The organism is Haloarcula amylolytica JCM 13557 (assembly GCF_000336615.1).
Classification (GTDB): Archaea; Halobacteriota; Halobacteria; order Halobacteriales; family Haloarculaceae; genus Haloarcula; species Haloarcula amylolytica.
On sequence record NZ_AOLW01000023.1, the window covers coordinates 51,914 to 70,228 of the forward strand.

At 63.8% G+C, this 18,315-nt stretch carries 18 protein-coding genes and 1 tRNA gene; 10 read left to right on the top strand and 9 right to left on the bottom strand.

Going from position 1 to position 18,315, the window contains the following annotated elements; genetic code table 11:
- The first annotated feature begins 67 nt into the window (after positions 1-67).
- Entirely contained in the window at positions 68-1,357 is a 1,290-nt protein-coding gene (gene nreA, locus C442_RS12190; protein WP_008310869.1) for a DNA repair protein NreA, read from the top strand.
- Between the two features lie 42 nt (positions 1,358-1,399).
- On the opposite strand, the gene C442_RS12195 is transcribed toward nreA, so the two are convergent.
- Both C442_RS12195 and C442_RS23230 read right to left on the bottom strand, forming a co-directional pair.
- On the bottom strand, positions 1,400-2,260 hold the full coding sequence (locus C442_RS12195; protein ID WP_008310871.1) for a DUF4013 domain-containing protein: 861 nt from the start codon (positions 2,258-2,260) through the stop codon (positions 1,400-1,402).
- A 105-nt stretch (positions 2,261-2,365) separates the two neighbouring features.
- On the bottom strand, positions 2,366-2,527 hold the full coding sequence (locus C442_RS23230; protein WP_152418459.1) for a DUF7560 family zinc ribbon protein: 162 nt from the start codon (positions 2,525-2,527) through the stop codon (positions 2,366-2,368).
- A gap of 192 nt (positions 2,528-2,719) precedes the next feature.
- Here C442_RS23230 and C442_RS12200 point away from each other — a divergent pair, with 192 nt between their 5' ends.
- Positions 2,720-3,136 carry an arsenate-mycothiol transferase ArsC gene (locus tag C442_RS12200; protein ID WP_008310872.1) on the top strand — a complete coding sequence of 139 codons (417 nt, stop codon included), beginning with the start codon at positions 2,720-2,722 and terminating at the stop codon, positions 3,134-3,136.
- On the opposite strand, the gene C442_RS12205 is transcribed toward C442_RS12200, so the two are convergent.
- The 4 genes from C442_RS12205 to C442_RS12220 form a co-directional block, all read right to left on the bottom strand.
- Positions 3,137-3,994: a hypothetical protein gene (locus tag C442_RS12205; protein ID WP_008310873.1), complete on the bottom strand. Its 858-nt coding sequence runs from the start codon at positions 3,992-3,994 to the stop codon at positions 3,137-3,139.
- A 397-nt stretch (positions 3,995-4,391) separates the two neighbouring features.
- Positions 4,392-4,465, bottom strand: a tRNA-Ile gene (locus C442_RS12210).
- A gap of 81 nt (positions 4,466-4,546) precedes the next feature.
- Positions 4,547-5,113 (bottom strand): FxsA family protein, encoded by a 567-nt coding sequence (locus C442_RS12215; protein WP_008310874.1) that lies wholly within the window; start codon positions 5,111-5,113, stop codon positions 4,547-4,549.
- A 73-nt stretch (positions 5,114-5,186) separates the two neighbouring features.
- Positions 5,187-6,563 carry a cytochrome P450 gene (locus C442_RS12220; protein WP_008310875.1) on the bottom strand — a complete coding sequence of 459 codons (1,377 nt, stop codon included), beginning with the start codon at positions 6,561-6,563 and terminating at the stop codon, positions 5,187-5,189.
- 81 nt (positions 6,564-6,644) lie between these two features.
- Here C442_RS12220 and C442_RS12225 point away from each other — a divergent pair, with 81 nt between their 5' ends.
- Complete coding sequence (locus C442_RS12225; RefSeq protein WP_008310876.1) at positions 6,645-8,258, top strand: DUF255 domain-containing protein; 1,614 nt, start codon at positions 6,645-6,647, stop codon at positions 8,256-8,258.
- 76 nt (positions 8,259-8,334) lie between these two features.
- Entirely contained in the window at positions 8,335-9,141 is an 807-nt protein-coding gene (locus C442_RS12230; RefSeq protein WP_008310877.1) for a TrmB family transcriptional regulator, read from the top strand.
- Between the two features lie 142 nt (positions 9,142-9,283).
- On the opposite strand, the gene mptA is transcribed toward C442_RS12230, so the two are convergent.
- From mptA to ahbB, 3 genes are all read right to left on the bottom strand, one after another.
- Entirely contained in the window at positions 9,284-10,213 is a 930-nt protein-coding gene (gene mptA / locus C442_RS12235; RefSeq protein WP_008310878.1) for a GTP cyclohydrolase MptA, read from the bottom strand.
- Positions 10,214-10,310: 97 nt separating this feature from the next.
- Positions 10,311-10,910 (bottom strand): response regulator, encoded by a 600-nt coding sequence (locus tag C442_RS12240; protein ID WP_049942967.1) that lies wholly within the window; start codon positions 10,908-10,910, stop codon positions 10,311-10,313.
- Positions 10,911-10,984: 74 nt separating this feature from the next.
- Positions 10,985-12,022: a siroheme decarboxylase subunit beta gene (gene ahbB, locus C442_RS12245; protein ID WP_008310881.1), complete on the bottom strand. Its 1,038-nt coding sequence runs from the start codon at positions 12,020-12,022 to the stop codon at positions 10,985-10,987.
- Between the two features lie 109 nt (positions 12,023-12,131).
- On the opposite strand from ahbB, the gene C442_RS12250 reads away from it, so the two are divergent.
- The 6 genes from C442_RS12250 (at position 12,132) to C442_RS12275 (ending at position 18,262) form a co-directional block, all read left to right on the top strand.
- Positions 12,132-13,217: an anthranilate phosphoribosyltransferase gene (locus C442_RS12250; protein ID WP_008310884.1), complete on the top strand. Its 1,086-nt coding sequence runs from the start codon at positions 12,132-12,134 to the stop codon at positions 13,215-13,217.
- Between the two features lie 57 nt (positions 13,218-13,274).
- Positions 13,275-14,207: an alpha/beta fold hydrolase gene (locus tag C442_RS12255; RefSeq protein ID WP_008310886.1), complete on the top strand. Its 933-nt coding sequence runs from the start codon at positions 13,275-13,277 to the stop codon at positions 14,205-14,207.
- 166 nt (positions 14,208-14,373) lie between these two features.
- Positions 14,374-14,922, top strand: coding sequence for a peptidylprolyl isomerase (locus tag C442_RS12260; RefSeq protein WP_008310888.1), 549 nt, complete (start codon positions 14,374-14,376; stop codon positions 14,920-14,922).
- Positions 14,923-14,961: 39 nt separating this feature from the next.
- On the top strand, positions 14,962-15,747 hold the full coding sequence (locus C442_RS12265; RefSeq protein ID WP_008310890.1) for an MOSC domain-containing protein: 786 nt from the start codon (positions 14,962-14,964) through the stop codon (positions 15,745-15,747).
- A 57-nt stretch (positions 15,748-15,804) separates the two neighbouring features.
- Entirely contained in the window at positions 15,805-16,146 is a 342-nt protein-coding gene (locus tag C442_RS12270) for a ferredoxin (protein ID WP_008310891.1), read from the top strand.
- Positions 16,147-16,411: 265 nt separating this feature from the next.
- A complete protein-coding gene (locus C442_RS12275) occupies positions 16,412-18,262 on the top strand; it encodes an ABC transporter substrate-binding protein (RefSeq protein WP_008310893.1) in 1,851 nt (616 codons plus the stop codon).
- The last annotated feature ends 53 nt before the right edge of the window (positions 18,263-18,315 follow it).

Genomic DNA, 18,315 nt, shown 5'->3' on the forward strand with positions numbered 1-18,315 from the left:
CTGTAAGAGTTGCTCTCCCACGGACCGCCGGAAAGGTTCTTATCGGGGAGGACCGAAAGCGTGACAGATGCAACTCGACGAGTTCATCGAGGGGTTCGAGGAGGACGAAGCCGCACAGCGGCGCCGCCTCGCGGCGGAGAAATCCTACGCCATCACGGACCACCTCGAAGACGTCGAGCGGCAGTTCGAGGACGCGGTGCAAGGGGATTCGCTGTTCGGATCGACAGCCCCGGAGATATTCGTCGGCCGGTCGGGGTATCCCAACGTCTCGACGGGCCTGCTCTCTCCGGTCGATACCGACGCCGCCGCTTCCGGGTTCGCGACCAGCGGCGACTGGTACCAGGAGGGACTTGGTATCGAGGACGTCCTCCAGCGCCGGACCGGCATGGTGAACTCCACCCAGACGACATCAGTCGATTCCGTCAGCGCCGGTGGCGGGCGGGGCGGTGGCGGGGTTCACGATGTCTGGAACGGCTTCGTCGGCGTCCAGCGTGAAGTCGCTATCGCGGACCATCCCGTCGACGTGGAGGTGGGTCTCGACGGTACCCCTGAGATGGATGTGAGCTTCGACGACGTCGGGACGCCGACGGGGCCGCGAGCCCACGCGACCGGTGCCGACCTGGCGGAGAACCCCCACGTTCCCCGACCCGTCGAAAAGACGCTGTCGGACGACGACTGGCGCGCGGAGGGTGCGATGGCGTATCTGTACCGCCGTGGGTTCGACGTGTACGACATCAACACGATCCTCTCGGCGGGCGCGCTCGGGCAGGCCAGCGAGCGGTCACTGGTGCCGACGCGGTGGTCGATCACCGCCGTCGACGACACGGTCGGGCAGTACGTCCGCGGGACGCTACGCAACGCCGACACCATCGACAAGCCGGAACTGTGGTACAACGAGTACATGGGGAACCGCTACTGGGTCGTGCTCGCACCCGGGCGCTGGGAGTTCGAACTCGTCGAGATGAAAGCCCCCCAGAGCGTCTGGAACCCACGCCCCGAGACGGGCTACTACATGTCCAGTGCTCACGAGGGCTACGAGGGGCGGACCGCCTACGTCGAGGAGACTGCAGGGGCGTACTACGCGGCACGACTCGGCGTCCTCGAACACCTGCAGGAGCGCGACAGACAGGCGAAGTGTCTGGTGCTGCGGGAGATCACCGACGACTACTGGGCCCCGGTCGGCGTCTGGCAGGTACGCGAGGGCGTCCGCAACGCGTTCGACGGCGAGCCAGGGACCGCCCAGTCCTTCCGGGAAACGCTGACGGCCATCGCCGACCAGCTCCCCGTCACTCTCGGGCAGTTACGACGCAAGTCCGAACTGGTCGCCGGGCTCCAGTCGCAGTTAAGCGATTTCTAACAGCGCTTCGCGTTGCGGTAAACGACCCGTACCCAGCAACCGTTATCGGCGTCGCCCGCTGTCACCGTCGTCGTCCCAGGCCGAAGTGCCGAATCCGCTCTCGTCGGTGTCGTCGCTCCGGCCCGAATCGTCGGCGTAACTATCACTCACCGGGTCGTTCACACCCGAGGTGGTCCCTGCCGTGGATGGGCCGGACCCGTGTGTCCCGCCAGTCGAAGTCGTGGGTTCGAGCGGCGGTTCGCCGTACTCCTCCTCGTATGCGTCCGCGAAGCCACGCCCCCAGATGTACATAATCGCTGACTGGCCGACGAACGCGAGGAACGGAACCGCCAGATAGCCGACAATGGTGAACCCCAGAACGGTCGCTCCAACGGAGACGATGATGTTGACCGCAAACGCCATCACCACGGCCATCAGCATTGTTCGACTTGTCCCGACAGACGAGAGCACATCACGGTCAAAGCCCGCAGCGATACTATCAGCCCGGACGAAGTTCCCTGTCGCAACGGGCAGTATCACTGCCATTGCGAGAACGCCAATAAAGTAGAGCAAGGCAGCGACGAGCACGCCGACGAGCAGCAGTCCCCCCGAATCGCCGAGTCCGCCGGCGATCACCAGCAGACCCGGGATAGCAAGCGCGAGTGTGAGCACCACCCCGTACCCCATAACGACGACTGTATGTCGGACTCCGTCGACAGTTATCTCGACCAGATCCAGTTCGTCCCAGGCCGGCGGCGTGTCAGTCTCGCCCCTGAGGACCCGGCGCATCACTTCGAGCATATATCCCTGGAACGTGAACAGCGGAACGAGCAAAAAGCCGAAAAACAGTACGACGCCACCGAGGGCGACGCGTTTGACCCAGTCATCGCCCTGTGTCTGGTAGCGAAGTGCGTCTTCTATCATGTCCAGTCAGTCTTAAGATAGGTTCAAATAAGTTGTGTAATCAGTGAAAGCTGCGATCCAGACCTCGCAGCTCTCGGACCAATTCAGTACGGGCAACGGCGTGGCTCAGGTACTATCGGTGCTGTGTGGCGAAACCTCGACGAACGCCGGGGTATCGACTGGCCCGGCACAGACTGGGCATCCAACAACCAACAGGCGGTCTCGAACGCCACCGTCGACCGTTGCACACGCATCACAGTTCGGGCACGTGAAGCGGTACTCCGGCATGTACTCAGGCACGGACTTGGATAGCCGAAGGAACTGCCCCCTCAATGTGGAGGGGATATAGGTGCGCGAGGCGGCACCGCCGCGGGTCGGCTCGCCGACCACTGGTGCCGTACAGTGGGGAGCGTCTCGGATATATAGACCACAATAGCGGTCTTAGGAAGGGTTATTCCGCTCGCTCGGAACTATTACGCGATGACTGATACGCCCCTGAAGTTCGGATTCGTCTGTGTCCAGAACGCGGGCCGAAGTCAGATGTCCGCAGCGTTTGCCAAGCGAGAACGCACCCGCCGCGGACTCGAAGACGAGGTCGAAATCCTGACCGGCGGCACAGACCCCGCGGACGAAGTGCATCCGGAAGTCGTCGAAGCCATGCAAGAACTGGGCATCGATCTGTCTGACCGGGTCCCGCGACCGGTCTCGGACGACGAACTCAACGGCTGTACCGTCGTTGCGACGATGGGATGTTCGACGCTCGAACTCGACGCCGACGTCGCAGTGCGCGATTGGGCGCTAGACGACCCACACGGGCAGTCGGTCGAGCGGGTGCGGGAAATCCGCGACGAGATAGAGAAGCGTGTCGCCGACCTGTTCGACGAGTACACCGGATAGCTACCACTCGACGTACGTGAGATACTCGACCTGTTCGTACTCCAGTAACCACGTCCCGTAGCTGTCCGTGACCTCGATTCCCTCGTGCTCCCGAATGCGGTCAGTGACCGACTCGAAGGCTTCGTTGTCCTCGAAGTAGCCGCCGTCGATGGCCTCCTCGACGACCTCTCGCTCGGCTTCGGAAAGGCCTGAAAGGGTGAACAGGTACTGGTCTCGAATCTGGTCGGCGAACGAGTCGACATCCGATGCGACTTCCGTCGCCTCGTACCGGTATTCGGTCTCTGTTGTCGTTCGTGTACTGACCGTAACCCGATAGCGGTCGCCGTCGTGGACGATAATATCGTACTGGCGCTCCGGAACGAACACCGACCCGTCACCCACTTCCTCGGCGGTTCCGTACCCGACACCCACGTCGTACCCGTCCCCGGTGGGTGGGTTGTCATCCGAGATGATCGGATCAAGGCGCTGGCGGTCCGCCGTCGGTAGCTCTTCGTAGGCGATATCGCCGATCTCAGCCGTCGAATCAGCCGGATCGAAATCGATTCGGACCTCGTACACCGTCACGTCGCTGCTTTCGAGTGCCGTCTCCGAAACTTCGTAGAAGGCATCGTCGATCCGGACGGTATCGGTCTGGTCGAACAGTTCGTATCGCCCCCGGCGCATCGCAGAACCGTTTTCGACGGCCTCCGAGGCGACCGTGTACTCCGCCGACTCGGGGCTGGGCGACATCGAAACCTCGTCGGCGATGTCGGCCGCTGTCGCGTCGTCCATGTCAAGCACGACGGCGGGATGGCCGCAGCCGGCGACAGCAACCGAGAGGAGGGCTGTTCCGCTCGCGAGGAACTGGCGTCGTCGCATACAGCTACTGACAGGCAACCGGAAGGAAAGTTTTCCGGGTGTGTTTTTTCCGGTCGGAATCGTGCAGACACGCCTCACTCGTGGGAACAGCCTGAGCTGCAGTAAGCGCCAGACGGCGGCAGGGTCCGCAAGGTTCCCTTGCGAGTTGACAAATACATCCTTCAACGGCACTTTTCAATCCGCCGAAATCAGCGAACTACAGCGCTGTAGCTCTGGTTTCGGTAAAGCCAAGAACGGGAAGAACTCGGTATGGGCCAACGCGGATTTGAACCGGAGGAAGACGGTCGGACTCACTGCGTTCGTCCGCTGCGACTTCCAAGGCTCAAATCCGCTCGGAGACACGATTCATGCGGCACAGACTCGTCACTCCGTTCCTCGTTGTGTGGCGCAGAAATAGTGGGCCAACGCGGATTTGAACCGCGAACCTCCCGGTTATCAGCCGAGCGCTCAACCTGATTGAGCTATTGGCCCGACGCATTCATCTGTACCCGAGGGGTATTGAAAAGGGTAACGTTTCGCGGGCGGTTGGGGATGTGAAACCGCGTCAGGGCTTCAGTTTTCGTCGTTGTCTTCGAAGTCGACGTCGGTGGCGTCGTTTGGGTCGAAGGAGGTGCCGGAACCGGAACCAGAGCCCGGACCGGGGCCGCCCTCCGGACCGGTCGGACCGGGTCCAGCGGGGCCGCCTTCGTCGTCGGGGAAGCCACCGATGTACACCTGCCCGCTGGCGAAACCGCCGGTCTTGGCGTCGATGTAGGGCCGGACGACCCAGCGGCGTGTGGCGGCACGGACGGGGTAGCGGGTGAACGGCACCGCAAGCAGAAGGCCGACGAAGTCCGTAACCAGGCCGGGCGTGAGGAAGAACGCGCCGGCGGCGATGAGAAGGCCGCCGTCGATGAGTTCGTCGGTGGGGAGTTCGCCGACGGCGAGCCGCTGTTGGATCTTCCGAAGCGTCGCACGGCCTTCGGCGCGGACCAGCAGCATGCCGACGAGCGCCGTCAGGACGACGAGCGCGATGAGAACAAGCGGTGGAACAGGAAATAGAACTCCTGTTGCAAGTGCCACCAGCAACACGATGTCGAACAGCGGGATGAGCAGCAACAGCCCGATGACCCGGAGCATACCACTGCTTGCAGGCCCGCCCCCAAACGCCTTTCGAGAGCGGGGCCCGGCTGTCGGCCACCGGGGTAGCGGGTCAGCGGTCCCGTAGTCGGACCTCGATGGGCTCTGTGGGGCTCAGCGTAATCTGCATCGCCAGCGACAGCGGCAGTTCGGTGACCGGTTCGACAGCGTACTGCTGGGCGATGGTCGCCAGCGCGAGTTTGGCCTCCATCCGGGCGAAGCGCATGCCGATGCAATGGCGCGGGCCACCGCCGAAGGGGTAATACGCGTAGTCCGGGAGAGACGCTTCGAGGTCGTCGTTCCATCGCTCGGGACGGAACGCGTCAGGTGCGTCGTACCATCGTTCGTCCCGGTGGACGAGCCACTGCGGGAGGGTGAGCTGTGCGTCCGTCGAGAGTTCGTACCCGCCGAGCGTCACCGGCTCCGTCGGCTGGCGAAACACCGTGAACGCGGGCGGGTACAGCCGCAGGACCTCGTTCAGCACGGCATCGAGATACGGCAGTTCGAACAGGTCATCGGGCGTCGGCCGGCTGTTCCCCAGCGTCGCGTCAAGTTCCTCGTGCAGGCGCTGCTGGCACTCGGGGTTGTTCGCCAGCAGGAACCAGGCGTACGTGAGCGTCAGCGCCGTCGTGTCGTGGCCGGCGACGAGGAAGGTCAAGAGCTGGTGACCCAGTCGCTCGCGGTCCATCGTCTCGTCGTCGAGCGAAAGCAGCAGGGAGAGCACGTCGTCGCGCGCCTCGCGGGCGCTCTCGTTCTCGCGCTGGCGGGCGGCGATAACGCCGTCGAGCGTGGCCTGGAACTCGGCCAGCGAGCGATTGACGGCGCGGTTCGTTCCCGTCGGGACCCACAGCGGGAGGTACGCCGACAGCGACCGCGGGTCCAGCCGCTTGCGAAGCGCGTCGAGTAGCGGCTCCAGCGCGTCAGCGGTGGTCTCGATCTCCACGTCTAACAGCGTCTTGCCGAGAATGTTCAGCGTCAGCGACTGCATGTGCGGGAGCACGTCGATGCGCTGGCCGTCGCTCCAGCCCGCCGCCGTCCGGTCAGCGAACTCAGTCATCGTGTCGCCGTAGGCGGCGATGCGCTCCCGGTAAAACGCCGGTTGGAGCGCCGTCCGCTGGCGCTGCCACTCCTCGCCCTCCAGCAAGAACAGTCCCTCGCCGATGAACTGTCCGAGGGTGTCCTGAAGGAGTCGCCCCTTCTCGTAGGCGTCAGCATCGGTTACCAGCACCTGCTCGACGAGGTCTGGATGGCAGACGAAACAGCCCGTCGTCCCGGCAACGTTGTACCCCACTACGTCGGCCTCGTGGCCACCAGCGCGGTCGTAGAACCCCAGCGGGTCACGCAACATCGCGGCGGTGTTGTCGACGAACGGGACACGGCCGAGACGGGGCGGCCGGTCGCCCGGCGTGACCGGCTCCGGTGGTTCGGGAATCGCCTGCTGGGTATCCATCGCCGACGTTTGGGCCGCCCCGCCAATCGGTCTTTCGCCGGGAGTGAGAGGGCCTTTGTACGCCCACCGCCCAGGCTTGGTATGGACGAATACGCACGCGACACCAAGGTCGAGTGGCGCGAGTGGGGCACAGCCCCGTTCGAGGACGGCGCCGAGTCGGGGAAGCCGGTGCTGCTGGCGCTGACGGTCCCGTGGAGCGCCGAGTGCCGAGCGATGGACCGGGGCACGTACGGCGAGCCGCGCATCGCGGCCAACATCAACGATGGATTCATTCCGGTTCGTGTCGACGCCGACCGCAATCCGCGCGTCCGCGAGCGGTACACGATGGGTGGGTTCCCGTCGACGGTGTTTCTGACTCCTGACGGCGAGGTTATCACCGGCGCGACGTTCCTCGGGCCGGACGGGTTCCGCGGCATTCTGGACTCCGTGCGAGAGTCGTGGGACGCACAGGGCGCGGCGGCGGGCTCGGTCCCCCGACAGCTTCAGGACGAATCGCCGCCGGCCGGTGAGCTCCGGCCGCGCATCGAGGAGCACATGGTCGAGCAACTGCTGGGCGCGTTCGACGACGAGTTCGGCGGCTGGGGAACCGACGTGAAGTTCCCGCTGCCACGGACCGTCGAGTTCGCTCTCGTCCGGGCGCGAGACCAGGCCACCCGAACACTCGAAGCGATTCGCACGCACCTGCTCGACACCTACGACGGCGGCTTCTTCCGATACTCGACGGAGCGCAACTGGGGGAACCCACGGCGCGAGAAACTGCTGGACGAGAACGCCGCCCTGGTCCGGGCGTTCGCGCACGGCTACCGGTACACCGGGACCGAGGCGTACCGGGACGCCGCCCAGCGGACCGTCGACTACCTCACGACGACGCTGTGGGCCGGCGACGCGTTCGCGGCGAGTCAGGCCGGTTCGGACGAGTACTACCGGCTGGAGCCGACTGAACGCGAAGGGACGGTGTCCCCCAACGTCGACGAGACGGTATTCGCCGACCGGAACGGGCTCGCCATCGATGCCCTGCTGTGGGTCGCTGCCTACACTGACGACGAGCGCGCCCAGCAGTACGCCAGTCGCGCCCGAGACGCTGTCTGTGAGTCACTCGTCGACGACGGCGAAGTCGCCCACTACGACGGTGCGGACAGCGATACCGGCCTGTTGCTGGACCAGGCCCAGCTCCTTCAGGGCCTGACGACGAGCTGGCAGGTCCTCGGTGAGCCGGGGCCGGCCAGAGCTGTCGCCGACTGGACCATCGAGAACCGCCAGCAGGACGGCGGCGCGTTCCGCGACGGACCCGCCAGCGGCGCGGGGCTCTGTAACCGCTCGCTCCATCCGCTCGACGCGACGGTAGAACTGGCCGACGCACTGGTCGACCTCGCGGCACTCACCGGCGAGGGCCGGTACCGTAACGCAGCGCTTTCCGCCGTCGAGTCTTTCGCCGGCGCGGCCGAACGGATGGGCGTCGAGGTCGCCGGCTACGCCGGCGTCGCGGCCCGCCTCCAGCAGCCCCAGACGCTCACGGTCGGCACCGAAGCGGGGACCGACCTCCACCGCGCGGCACTGCGACTGGCCGACCACGAGACCACCGTCGTTCCGGAGCCGGACGGCGACGGCACGGCGCGACTCCTCGACGGGGACGCTATCGTCGCCGAGGGAACGACGCCGACCGACCTCGAAGCCTCGATAACTGGCGAACGCTGACACGAACAACGGCAGCAAACGTGGACAAACGGTAAACCCCCGATAAGTTTTTGCACACGTACCCTGATGTATGGGTATGTCCAGTCTCAGAGATCTCGGCCTCTCCGAGTACGAAGCTAGAGCATACCGGTCGCTACTGGAAACGGGACCGACAACGGCCAAGGAACTGTCGCGGGCCAGCGACGTCCCGATGGGCCGCATCTACGACGTGCTCAACAGCCTCGAAACGTACAATCTCGTCCGCAGCCAGACCGCCAGCCGACCCAAGAAATACGTCGCCGTCGAGCCGGACACGGCCCTCGACCGCCTGCTCGAAGACAAGAAGCGCGAACTCCAGGAGAAGGTCGGCCAGTACGAGGAAATCGTCGACGACCTCTCGTCACAACTAGAGTCGGCAGACCCCGTCGAGGAGCCGTTCTGGACGGCCGCCGTCGGCCCCAACGACTCGCTTGACCTGTTGCTCGAACGGCTGGCTGCCGCCGACGACGAAATCATTATGGTCGGCTCGGCACCCGCCCGGCAAGTGGACATTCTGTCCGGCACCGAACGGATCGTCGATGAACTCGAAGCGGCGCTGGAACGGGGCGTCGAGGTGTCCCTGCTCGTCCGACCGGATCTGTTCGAGAGCCTTCCCGAGGAGGCCAACCGCGAGTACTACGAGCGCCTCTTCCACTACGACAACTACAGCGCCCGCGCCAGCCCGAACATCAGGACCACGTTCGAACTACTCGACGGTGTCGAGGTCTGTATCGAGGTCCCACACCCCCTCGGCCGCGAGGAAACCTTCGGCGTCATCGACATGAAAGACTCCGATTTCACTGCCGATATCAGCCAGGCCTTTGAAGAACACTGGGCCGAAGCGAAGCCGGTCGGCCCGCCGTAGCTGGGTCAGCAGAGGATTAGAACCAGCGTCACAGACGGCGACCGCAATCTCGCGGGTCGCTACGCTCACGGCTTCGCCGTTCGTAACCGAGACGCGGTGCGTCTCGCGCTCCCCGCTCGAATTTCCGAGGACTTCGCTGCGCTCAGTCCTCGCTAACTTCCTGCCGCAGATCGCCCAGCTGCGCCACGCGCTCGGCGTGGGCATTGTGCTGGTGGATTGACTCGTCGTTGGACTGTTTCATCGTCACGACGGCATCGTCCGGCAGGTCCGGGAACGTCTCGACGACGCCCTCGGCGAGCGCACGAACGCAGTCCTCGACGAATTTGGCGTCCTTGTGGGCCTCGTAGGTCATGTGGTCCTCGTCGGGCCGCTTCGCGAGGTTGTAGATGCGGGCACTCATCGAGTCGCGGGCGACTTCGATGAGTTCGTTCAGGTCGACTTCGGGCGCGCCCTCGCTCTGGACTGTGAGCGTGGCGTGGCCGCGCTGTGAGTGGCCGGCCTGCGGGTTCGTTTCGAGGAACTCTTCGATGACGTCGTCGTCGACATCTAGCTGCTGGAGCGTCTCGCGGGCACGGGAGGCTGACATCCCCTGGGAGCACGGGCAGACAGTCATCCCGGTGACGCGAGCGCCGATCTCCTCGCTCGTCCCGTCTTCGGTCGCCGTCGCCGAGGCGATGATATCGGCGGTCGACTGCGTCGGCATCCCGGAGGCCGGCGTGGACTCGTGTGTGACGTACTCCGCTTCCATCCGGACCTCCGCCTTCGTCGTGTAGTCGTGTTTCTCCAGCAGAAGTTCGGCGGCGTCGCCACAGACGTCCTCGACCCGATAGGCTTCCTCGGACACGGCGGTCTCCAGCGTCTCGTCGATGACCTCCATATTGCGGGACATATCGGCCCCCTTTCGCCAAGACGGCAGATCCACGAACACTTCGAACTCCGCCATGAGCACGATGGGGTCGCGGTCACGACGCCCCAGCTTGACGAGTTTCTCGACGCCCGTCACACCGACGCGATTGAGACCGACCGTTACGTCCGGACTCGACGCCTGCACGTCCGGGAGTTGCTGACTCATTGCCCTTCCTATGGAAGAGAATCGGTTAGTGCTTTCGAAAGGGTGGGAAGGTCGCCGTGAGCATCGCCACCGTAGAAACGACCCGCTCCGAACCGGGTCAGAGCTGTGTGTTGTCCGGCATCGATTCACCCGTCTCGAAGTCCCGGAACAGCAACTCGAAGTCAGTGGCGTCGAAGGAATCGGTGATATCGTCAAGCTCCGCCCGGACCTCCGCGAGTTCGGCCTTCAGTTCAGCGAACTCCTCGCTCTCGTCGAGGACGGCCTGTGGTTTCGACGATTCCAGTGCAGCGTATTTCGCCGTGAGCGAGTAGCACTCACGCAGGCGTTCCTCGTAATCGGCGTACAGGAGCAACTGTTCGATTGTCCCGAAGAGGTCCTCCTTCGACACCGGTTTGAGGACGTAGTCATCGAAAGGCATCTCGATGATGTCGAAGTCGGGGTCCACCGCGGTCACCATGGCTACGCGCGTATCGTAGCGTTTCTCACGGATCGCCGACAGCACCTCATCGCCGGAGAGGTCCGGCATCCGCCGATCTAACAAGACAACGTCGACTGCGGAATCGAGCTTCGAAAGGGCGGCCTCACCACTGTATACCGTCTCGACTGTGTACCGGTCCCGCAACTGTTCCGCGTACACGTCGGCCACGGCTGGTTCGTCGTCAACGACGAGGATTGTCGCTTGCCGACCCATTGTCATTAGCTAGCATGTTTAGAACAGAATTGCAAAAGGATTCCGGCTGTCACAAGCCCGTCTACCTTATTATCCAGGCCCTACTGGCCGACGATATCGTCGTACCGCGCTCCGGTCTGTTTGAGCGTCGCCGTCGAGTAGAGTCGGTCGTGTTCGTAGGGGAGGTGTTCGGTGGCGAGTTCGTCTATCTTCTGGTCGACCACACTCGCTTCGCGCCCGTGAATCATGGTAAAGAGATTGTACTGCCAGTCCTGCTCCGGGCGGCGTGGCCGGTGATAACAGAGCGTGACGTAGGGGAGTTCCCCGACTGCCTGTCCCCGCTCGTCGAGGGCGTCGTCCGGCACGTTCCAAACGACCATACAGTTGTTGTCGAACCCGGTGACGATGTGGTTCACGACACAGCCGATGCGCTTGATACAGCCGGTTCGCTGGAGTCGCTTGATAGCCGAGAGTACTTCGGACACGTCGGCATCGACAGCGTCCGCCACGTCCCGGTAGGGCGTCGCAACGAGCGGGAACCCACTCTGGATTTCGAGCAATAATCGCCGGTCCAGTTCCGAGAGGTCGACGGCGGCGTCCTCGCTTATCCGGGTTGCGCTGGCGTCAGTCGTCTCCAGGCTCTCCCGGGCGAACCGGTCGCCGTTGACGACCGGGAACTCCAGATCGATGTAGTAGTCTGTCAACATCGGTAAGACGAGCACCGAACAGCCGGTTCGCTCCTCAATCTCGGCCAGAATCTCGTCGCGTCGCTGTCGGGAGCCTGCAGTGACAACGAACCACATATTCCACTCGTGGTCGCGAGCGTAGTTGTGGTTCACCTGCCGGTACTCGTTGATGATCTCGGCCACCTCGTCGAACCGGTCCTCCGGGGCACTGACAGCGGCCAGCGTCGAAGAGCCGATGACCGGCGGATTCAGAACCGGGCCGAAGCGACGGAAGATGCCGTCGTCACGGAGCGTTTTGACCCGATCAAGTGCTGTCTCTGCCGAAACACCCAGTGCGTCACCGACAGCCTCGAAGGGGCGGTCCTGAATCGGGAAGTCGCTCTGGAACTCGTCGATGAGCGCGGCGTCCACCTCGTCGATGCGCTCGCGCCATTCGCCCGACTGGAGACTCATTGATCCTCGTTAGGAGTGTAATGGTGTATCCCTTTCGGGACCCCAGCCAGTTCCCGCAAATTGAGAACGAAACGCAGGGGCTTTTGAACTCTGGCCCGAACACGTTTCCATGGCGCAAGCGACCCGGGAGTACGGCGAATGGCCGCTCAAACGACTCATGACGGAAGTCGTCGGCTCCGGTCACAAATCGGCCGACGATATGTCCCGCACGCAGGCCCGGGAGGCGTTCCGACGCATCCTCGGCGACGAACCCGACCACACGACGCTCGGCGCGTTCTGGCTCGCCAACCGCTGGAAGCGCAACACCCCAGAGGAACTGGCTGCCTATGTCGACGTGATGTCCGAGGAATCGGTCGAGACAGCCACTCCGGACGCTGACCCGGTCGACTGCGGGGCCAACTACGACGGCAAAGGTCGGTCCGCGATTCTCGGCGTCGCCGCGGGCGTCGTCGCCGCCACCGCGGGCACGCCCGTTGTCGTTCACTCCGGCGACCGCGTCCCCACGCAGAAACAGGACGCCTACAAGCACGTTCTGGACGAACTGGGCGTCCGAACGGAGATCGAACCGAGCGAAAGCGCCGATATGGTCGACGAGGTCGGCTTCGGCTTCTACTACCAGCCGGCGTTCAATCCCGGCATCGACACCCTGTTCGAGCGCCGCGACAACATGGGCGTCCGGACCTTCGTCAACACCGTCGAGACGCTCGCGAACCCGGCCAACGCCAGCGTACATCTCGGCAGCTTCTACCATCTGGCCTTCGCGAAGAAGATGGTCCGAACGCTCGTCCAGTCCGAGACCAGCAGCGTCGAGCGCGCCCTGTTCTTCCAGGGAATGGAAGGCTACGACGACGTTCGCCCCGGCGAGACGGTCGTGGCCGAATGGCCCGTTACCGACGAGGAGTCCGACGACGAGGACATCGCGGACTTCGAAATCCGTACCGGCGAGTACGGGATGGACATCGAAAGCGAGGACCTGCAGGTCGACGACATAGCCGGGGAGTCGGCGGCGATAACCGAGGCCGTGCTGGCCGGCGAGCGCGAGGACGGCTTCGCCGACGCTGTCGCACTCAACGCCGCCCTCCGCATTTACGCCCGCGAGGACGCCGACAGTATTCGGGACGGCCTCGAACAGGCCCGTGAGGCGATTGCTGACGGCAGCGCAGCGGAGATACTCGACGACCTCCGGGCCTTCTAATCCGGCGACGGGGTACGGAGCGGAACCCACTTCTACCGAGCGGGCGAAGTGATTCTGATGGGACAACACGCCAGCGCTCGTGACAGCACTGCGTGGACAGTACCCGCATCGAAAACACCCGGCGTCCACGAGCTGGTCGACACCAACGGTATCAGGCTCCACACCGTGACCGCTGGGCCGCCGGACGGTGACCTCGTCGTCCTGTTGCACGGCTTTCCGGAGTTCTGGTACGCGTGGAAACACCAGATACCGGCGCTCGCCGACGCCGGCTACCGTGTGGTCGCGCCGGACCTCCGGGGGTACAATCACTCCGACAAACCCGACGGCGTCGCGGCGTACCACATCGACGAACTGGTCGCCGACGTCGCGGGCCTCGTTTCGGCGTTCGACCACGAACAGGCCCACGTTGTTGGGCACGACTGGGGCGGCGTCATCGCCTGGCAGACCGCCATCGACCGTCCCGATATCGTCGACCAGCTAGCGGTCCTGAATGCACCCCACCCGTCAGCGTACGAGCGAGAGCTCCGCCGCTCGCTCGACCAGGTTCTGCGGTCCTGGTACGTGCTGTTCTTTCAGCTTCCCGTCCTTCCCGAGGCCAGCCTCCGCTGGAAGGATTGCACCGTGCTAGAGCGCATCCTCGCTGACGGACCGACCCGCCCCGACGCCTTCACCGATACCGACGTGACGCGGTACAAGCGGGCACTCGGACAGCCGGGTGCACTCACGGCCGCAGTCAACTACTACCGGGCACTCGGCCGGCGGAACGCAAAGCTGACGCTCACGGCGGGCGGCGTTGGCAACCGTCCGGTGACAGCGCCGACGCTGCTTATCTGGGGTGTTCAGGACGACGCGCTCTCGCTCGCCCTGACCCAGGACCTCGACGAGTGGGTGCCGGACTGTCGGGTCGAGCGGCTCCCGGCAGCGAGCCACTGGGTCCAGTTCGACGCGCCCGAGCAGGTGTCGGACCACCTGCTGACACACCTGTCGTAGCCCGGAATGGCGAACAGCCGACACTCCCGCTCGCGTGGCGACGTGTCGGGCTCCCGCGACCCGCCACGCGACGGCTACTCAGATCATGGCGGCGATGGCCTCGTTTCAGTACTTGAACGCTCGGTCAGTAAGCAGGCTTTTCTGCCGGGCTTCCCTCCGAGTGAGTATGAGCGACCTGACTGCGACCCTCCACACGACAGAGGGCGAAATCGAAGTCGAACTGTACGACGAGCGCGTGCCGACCACCGTCGAGAACTTCGTCGGCCTGGCCGAAGGCGCCGACGACTACGACGGGACCGAAGTCGGCCCGGGGACCGGTGCGTGGGAAGACCCCGAATCCGGCGAGAAGCGCATCGACCCACTGTACACCGACATCGACATCCACCGCATCATCAAGGACTTCATGATCCAGATGGGCGACCCGACCGGCACCGGCCGCGGCGGCCCCGGCTACTCCTTCGACGACGAGTTCCACGACGAACTCAGCCACGACGGCCCGGGCGTCCTCAGCATGGCCAACAGCGGCCCGAACACCAACGGCTCGCAGTTCTTCATCACGCTCGACGCCCAGCCCCACCTCGACGGCAAACACGCCGTCTTCGGGAAGGTCATCGACGGGATGGAGGTCGTCGAGTCCATCGGCAGCGTCGACACCGACCGCAACGATGCACCGACCGAGGAGATGCTGCTCGAATCCGTCGAGATTCACCGGTAACCACACAACGTTTTCGTTGTTCCGAGCGAGCAACCGATAGTGGCACACGTCGAGCGACTCACCGTCTACCCCGTCAAGGCACTGGACGGCATGGACTGCGACTCTGTATCGATCCGCCCGGGCGGGACGCTGGCGCACGACCGCGAGTTCGCCATGTTCGATGCCGACGGCGACGTGGTCAACGGGAAGCGGACCGACCGCGTCCACGACACCGACACCAGCTACGACACTGGAACGGGAACGCTGTCGGTCACCACTGATGGCGATAGCGTGTCGTTCGAACTCCGGGATGCGGATGACCGCGCCCGAGCAGCCGAGTGGCTCAGCGCGTTCTTCGACGTGGACCTGACCGTCGAGCGCGACGAAACGCTCGGATACGTCGACCGGCGGGAGATGGGACCGTCGGTTATCAGCACTGCGACGCTTGAGACCGTGGCATCGTGGTTCGACGACGTGACCGTCGAAGGGCTGCGACGGCGGCTCCGCGCGAACGTCGAAATCGGCGGCGTTCCGGCGTTCTGGGAGGACCGCTTCGTCGGTACGGACGCTCCTGCCTTCCGGGCCGGCGGCGTCCGCTTCGAAGGGGTGACGCCCTGCGGTCGCTGTGTCGTCCCCCAGCGGGACCCTGACACCGGTAGGAAAACCCCGGAATTCCGGGAGCGGTTCATCGAACGCCGGCGAGAGACGTTTCCGGAGTGGGCCGACCGGGACGCCTTCGATCACTTCTACACCCTGATGCTCATCGCCCGCGTTCCCGAGGGCGACCGCGGTACGGACCTCGCCGTCGGGGACCTCGTCGAGGTCGTGTCGACGGACGAGACGTAGCGGGCGAACGCGGCCGAGACCGACAATCGAAAGGCGGTCCGCCTCGAACGAGGAGTAATGGCAGACGCGGACGACCCCGTCGACCCGAGCGAGTTCGGCGAACAGGACGGCCCCCCGGTCGAGGAGAAGCCCTACAAGATCATCTTCGAGGCCAACAAGTGCTTCGGCGCGGGCAAGTGCGCCGAGAAGTCACGCAACTGGACGCTCGACTTAGACACCGGCATCGCCAAGCCCGAGGCCTACTTCATCGACGAGGAGGACCTCGATCACAACATCGCGGCCGCGGAGGCCTGCCCGGCGAAGAAAGACCGGGGCATCATCCACGTCGTCGACCGGCGGACGAACGAGGAAATCGCCCCGGACCCCAACGGCGACGGGTCACTCTCCGTCGACTGGTAGCGCAGTTTCTGATAGCGACAGCTTTACTGCCACCTATCAGTCCAGTAGTATCCCGTGCGCGCGGTCAGCGACACCGAGAACTCGGTTCTGCGGGGGTGAATCTCCGCCCCCAGAAATCAGCCACCACAGGATATATCATGTAAGATTACTATAGATAATAAACTGAATTTCTTGATGCAAGCAGTTTAATATTTCAAGCTACTGTATGACATAACTTCTATTTATGGGGGGCAATTTGGGTATCAATATGCCACGTTCAAGTAGCATGGAGCGTCGATCGTTTCTGAAAGCGACGGGCAGTGCTGCGGCCGCCGCAGCACTGGCGGGATGTTCAAGTGATAGTGACAGTGACGGAACTGAGGACGAGGCGGGGACCGGAGACGGTATGGACTCGACGGACAGCAGTGGGGGCGATGTCGGGACCGACCTGAAAGAGGACGGTGACCTCTGGCGAGTCAATACGGGGACGATGACGACGATGGACCCGATTGAGGCGACCGACACCCAGTCGGGGATCGTCATCCAGCAGATGTTCGATCCGCTGATGAACTATCCCAACAGCCAGCCCGCTGTAGAGGGGCTTATGGCTGCGGATTACGAGGTATCCGACGACTTCACGACCTATACGTTCCAGTTGAAGGACGCGACGTTCCACAACGGGGACACCGTAACCGCCAGTGACTTCGTCTACGCGTTCGAGCGGCTGACTGCATCTGACAACTCCAGTCGTGCCTACTTCGTTCTGGACTCGCTGGGCGTCACACACGAAACGACGACCGAGACGGTCGACGGCGAAGAACAGGAAGTGTACGAGCCCGGGACACTCGGCGTCACGGCCGTTGACGAAACAACGCTCGAGATCCAGCTAGACGCGCCGTTCGCCTCCACGCTGGAGATGCTCGCGTACTCCTCCTTCTCACCGGTTCCCGAGGGCATGGTCGGCGACATCGAAGGGTACGACGGCGAGGTGAGCCAGGGCGAGTTCTCCAGTTCGAACCCCATCGGGAACGGTCCCTTCGAGTTCGATACGTGGGACTCCGGAACTGAGGCCAGGGTCAGTGCGTACGACGACTACTACGGCGAGAGCCCGAACGTCGACGGCGTCCACTTTGCGGTCATCGAGAACGATTCGGCCAATTACAACTACGCGATGAACCGCAATGCCGACATCTTCGAGCTCCCCACGGCGCAGTACGACCCCGGGAAGGTATCCGTCGAGGAAGAAGACGACCAGGGTCGTCAGATCGGAACCTACGGCGAGTTGCGTAACGGTGCGACGGCCAACTACTCCGGTGTATCGAACATCGGTGTGTTCTATCTCGGCTTTAACATGGCCAGCGTGCCAAAGCCGGTCCGCCAGGCCGTCGCGTACGCCATGAACCAGCACACCGTTGTCGAGCAGGTCTTCAAACAGCGCGGCGAGCCCGCGTACAACTTCACGCCGAAATCTATCTTCCCCGGCGGTGCGCAAAACTACAACGACCGCGCCGAAAACGAGTACCCGTACGGCTACGACGACAGCCAGCTCGGCCAGGCCCGCTCGGTGATGGAAGAGGCCGGCTACGGCGAAAACGAGCGTGTCGCCATCGAGCTGACGATCTACGAGTCCGGAGTCTGGAGCGAAACGGCAAGCATCCTCCGGGACCAGCTTCAGAGCGTCTACATCGACCTCGAAGTCAATCAGGCGCCGTTCAACACGCTTCTGGAACGCGGCCGCAATGGCGAGCTAGAGATGTACTCGCTTGGCTGGGTCGCCGACTGGCCCGCCCCGGACAACTTCCTCCAGCTGCTGAACCCGCCACAGACCGATACGAGCCTCGACTTCCCGATTTCGTACGTCAACTGGCAACCGGAGAACGGCGACGCCGCGCAACAGGCCGAGGAGGCGTACCAGTCGATCGCCGACAACCCGGCACCGACAGAAGACGCCCAGGCCACTCGGAACGAAGCGTACATCGAGATGGAGAACGCTAACTGGGAAGACGTCGCAATGCTGCCGGTGTATCACGAGCTGACTGAGCTGTTCTGGTACGACCACGTCGACTTTACCCCGCCGGCCGGGATGGGGCCGAGCCGACAGAAGATGAACACTGTGTCTCTCGGAGAGAGAGAGTAGTCCCGTCCCGCTAGCGTTTCGTTTCCGTCACACCCGGTGACGGTACCAAGTTC

Coding starts and splice junctions, on each gene's coding strand:
- nreA (WP_008310869.1), top strand. CDS start 68: ATGCAACTCGACGAGTTCATCGAGGGGTTCGAGGAGGACGAAGCCGCA.
- C442_RS12195 (WP_008310871.1), bottom strand. CDS start 2,260: ATGATAGAAGACGCACTTCGCTACCAGACACAGGGCGATGACTGGGTC.
- C442_RS23230 (WP_152418459.1), bottom strand. CDS start 2,527: ATGCCGGAGTACCGCTTCACGTGCCCGAACTGTGATGCGTGTGCAACG.
- C442_RS12200 (WP_008310872.1), top strand. CDS start 2,720: ATGACTGATACGCCCCTGAAGTTCGGATTCGTCTGTGTCCAGAACGCG.
- C442_RS12205 (WP_008310873.1), bottom strand. CDS start 3,994: ATGCGACGACGCCAGTTCCTCGCGAGCGGAACAGCCCTCCTCTCGGTT.
- C442_RS12215 (WP_008310874.1), bottom strand. CDS start 5,113: ATGCTCCGGGTCATCGGGCTGTTGCTGCTCATCCCGCTGTTCGACATC.
- C442_RS12220 (WP_008310875.1), bottom strand. CDS start 6,563: ATGGATACCCAGCAGGCGATTCCCGAACCACCGGAGCCGGTCACGCCG.
- C442_RS12225 (WP_008310876.1), top strand. CDS start 6,645: ATGGACGAATACGCACGCGACACCAAGGTCGAGTGGCGCGAGTGGGGC.
- C442_RS12230 (WP_008310877.1), top strand. CDS start 8,335: ATGTCCAGTCTCAGAGATCTCGGCCTCTCCGAGTACGAAGCTAGAGCA.
- mptA (WP_008310878.1), bottom strand. CDS start 10,213: ATGAGTCAGCAACTCCCGGACGTGCAGGCGTCGAGTCCGGACGTAACG.
- C442_RS12240 (WP_049942967.1), bottom strand. CDS start 10,910: ATGACAATGGGTCGGCAAGCGACAATCCTCGTCGTTGACGACGAACCA.
- ahbB (WP_008310881.1), bottom strand. CDS start 12,022: ATGAGTCTCCAGTCGGGCGAATGGCGCGAGCGCATCGACGAGGTGGAC.
- C442_RS12250 (WP_008310884.1), top strand. CDS start 12,132: ATGGCGCAAGCGACCCGGGAGTACGGCGAATGGCCGCTCAAACGACTC.
- C442_RS12255 (WP_008310886.1), top strand. CDS start 13,275: ATGGGACAACACGCCAGCGCTCGTGACAGCACTGCGTGGACAGTACCC.
- C442_RS12260 (WP_008310888.1), top strand. CDS start 14,374: ATGAGCGACCTGACTGCGACCCTCCACACGACAGAGGGCGAAATCGAA.
- C442_RS12270 (WP_008310891.1), top strand. CDS start 15,805: ATGGCAGACGCGGACGACCCCGTCGACCCGAGCGAGTTCGGCGAACAG.
- C442_RS12275 (WP_008310893.1), top strand. CDS start 16,412: ATGGAGCGTCGATCGTTTCTGAAAGCGACGGGCAGTGCTGCGGCCGCC.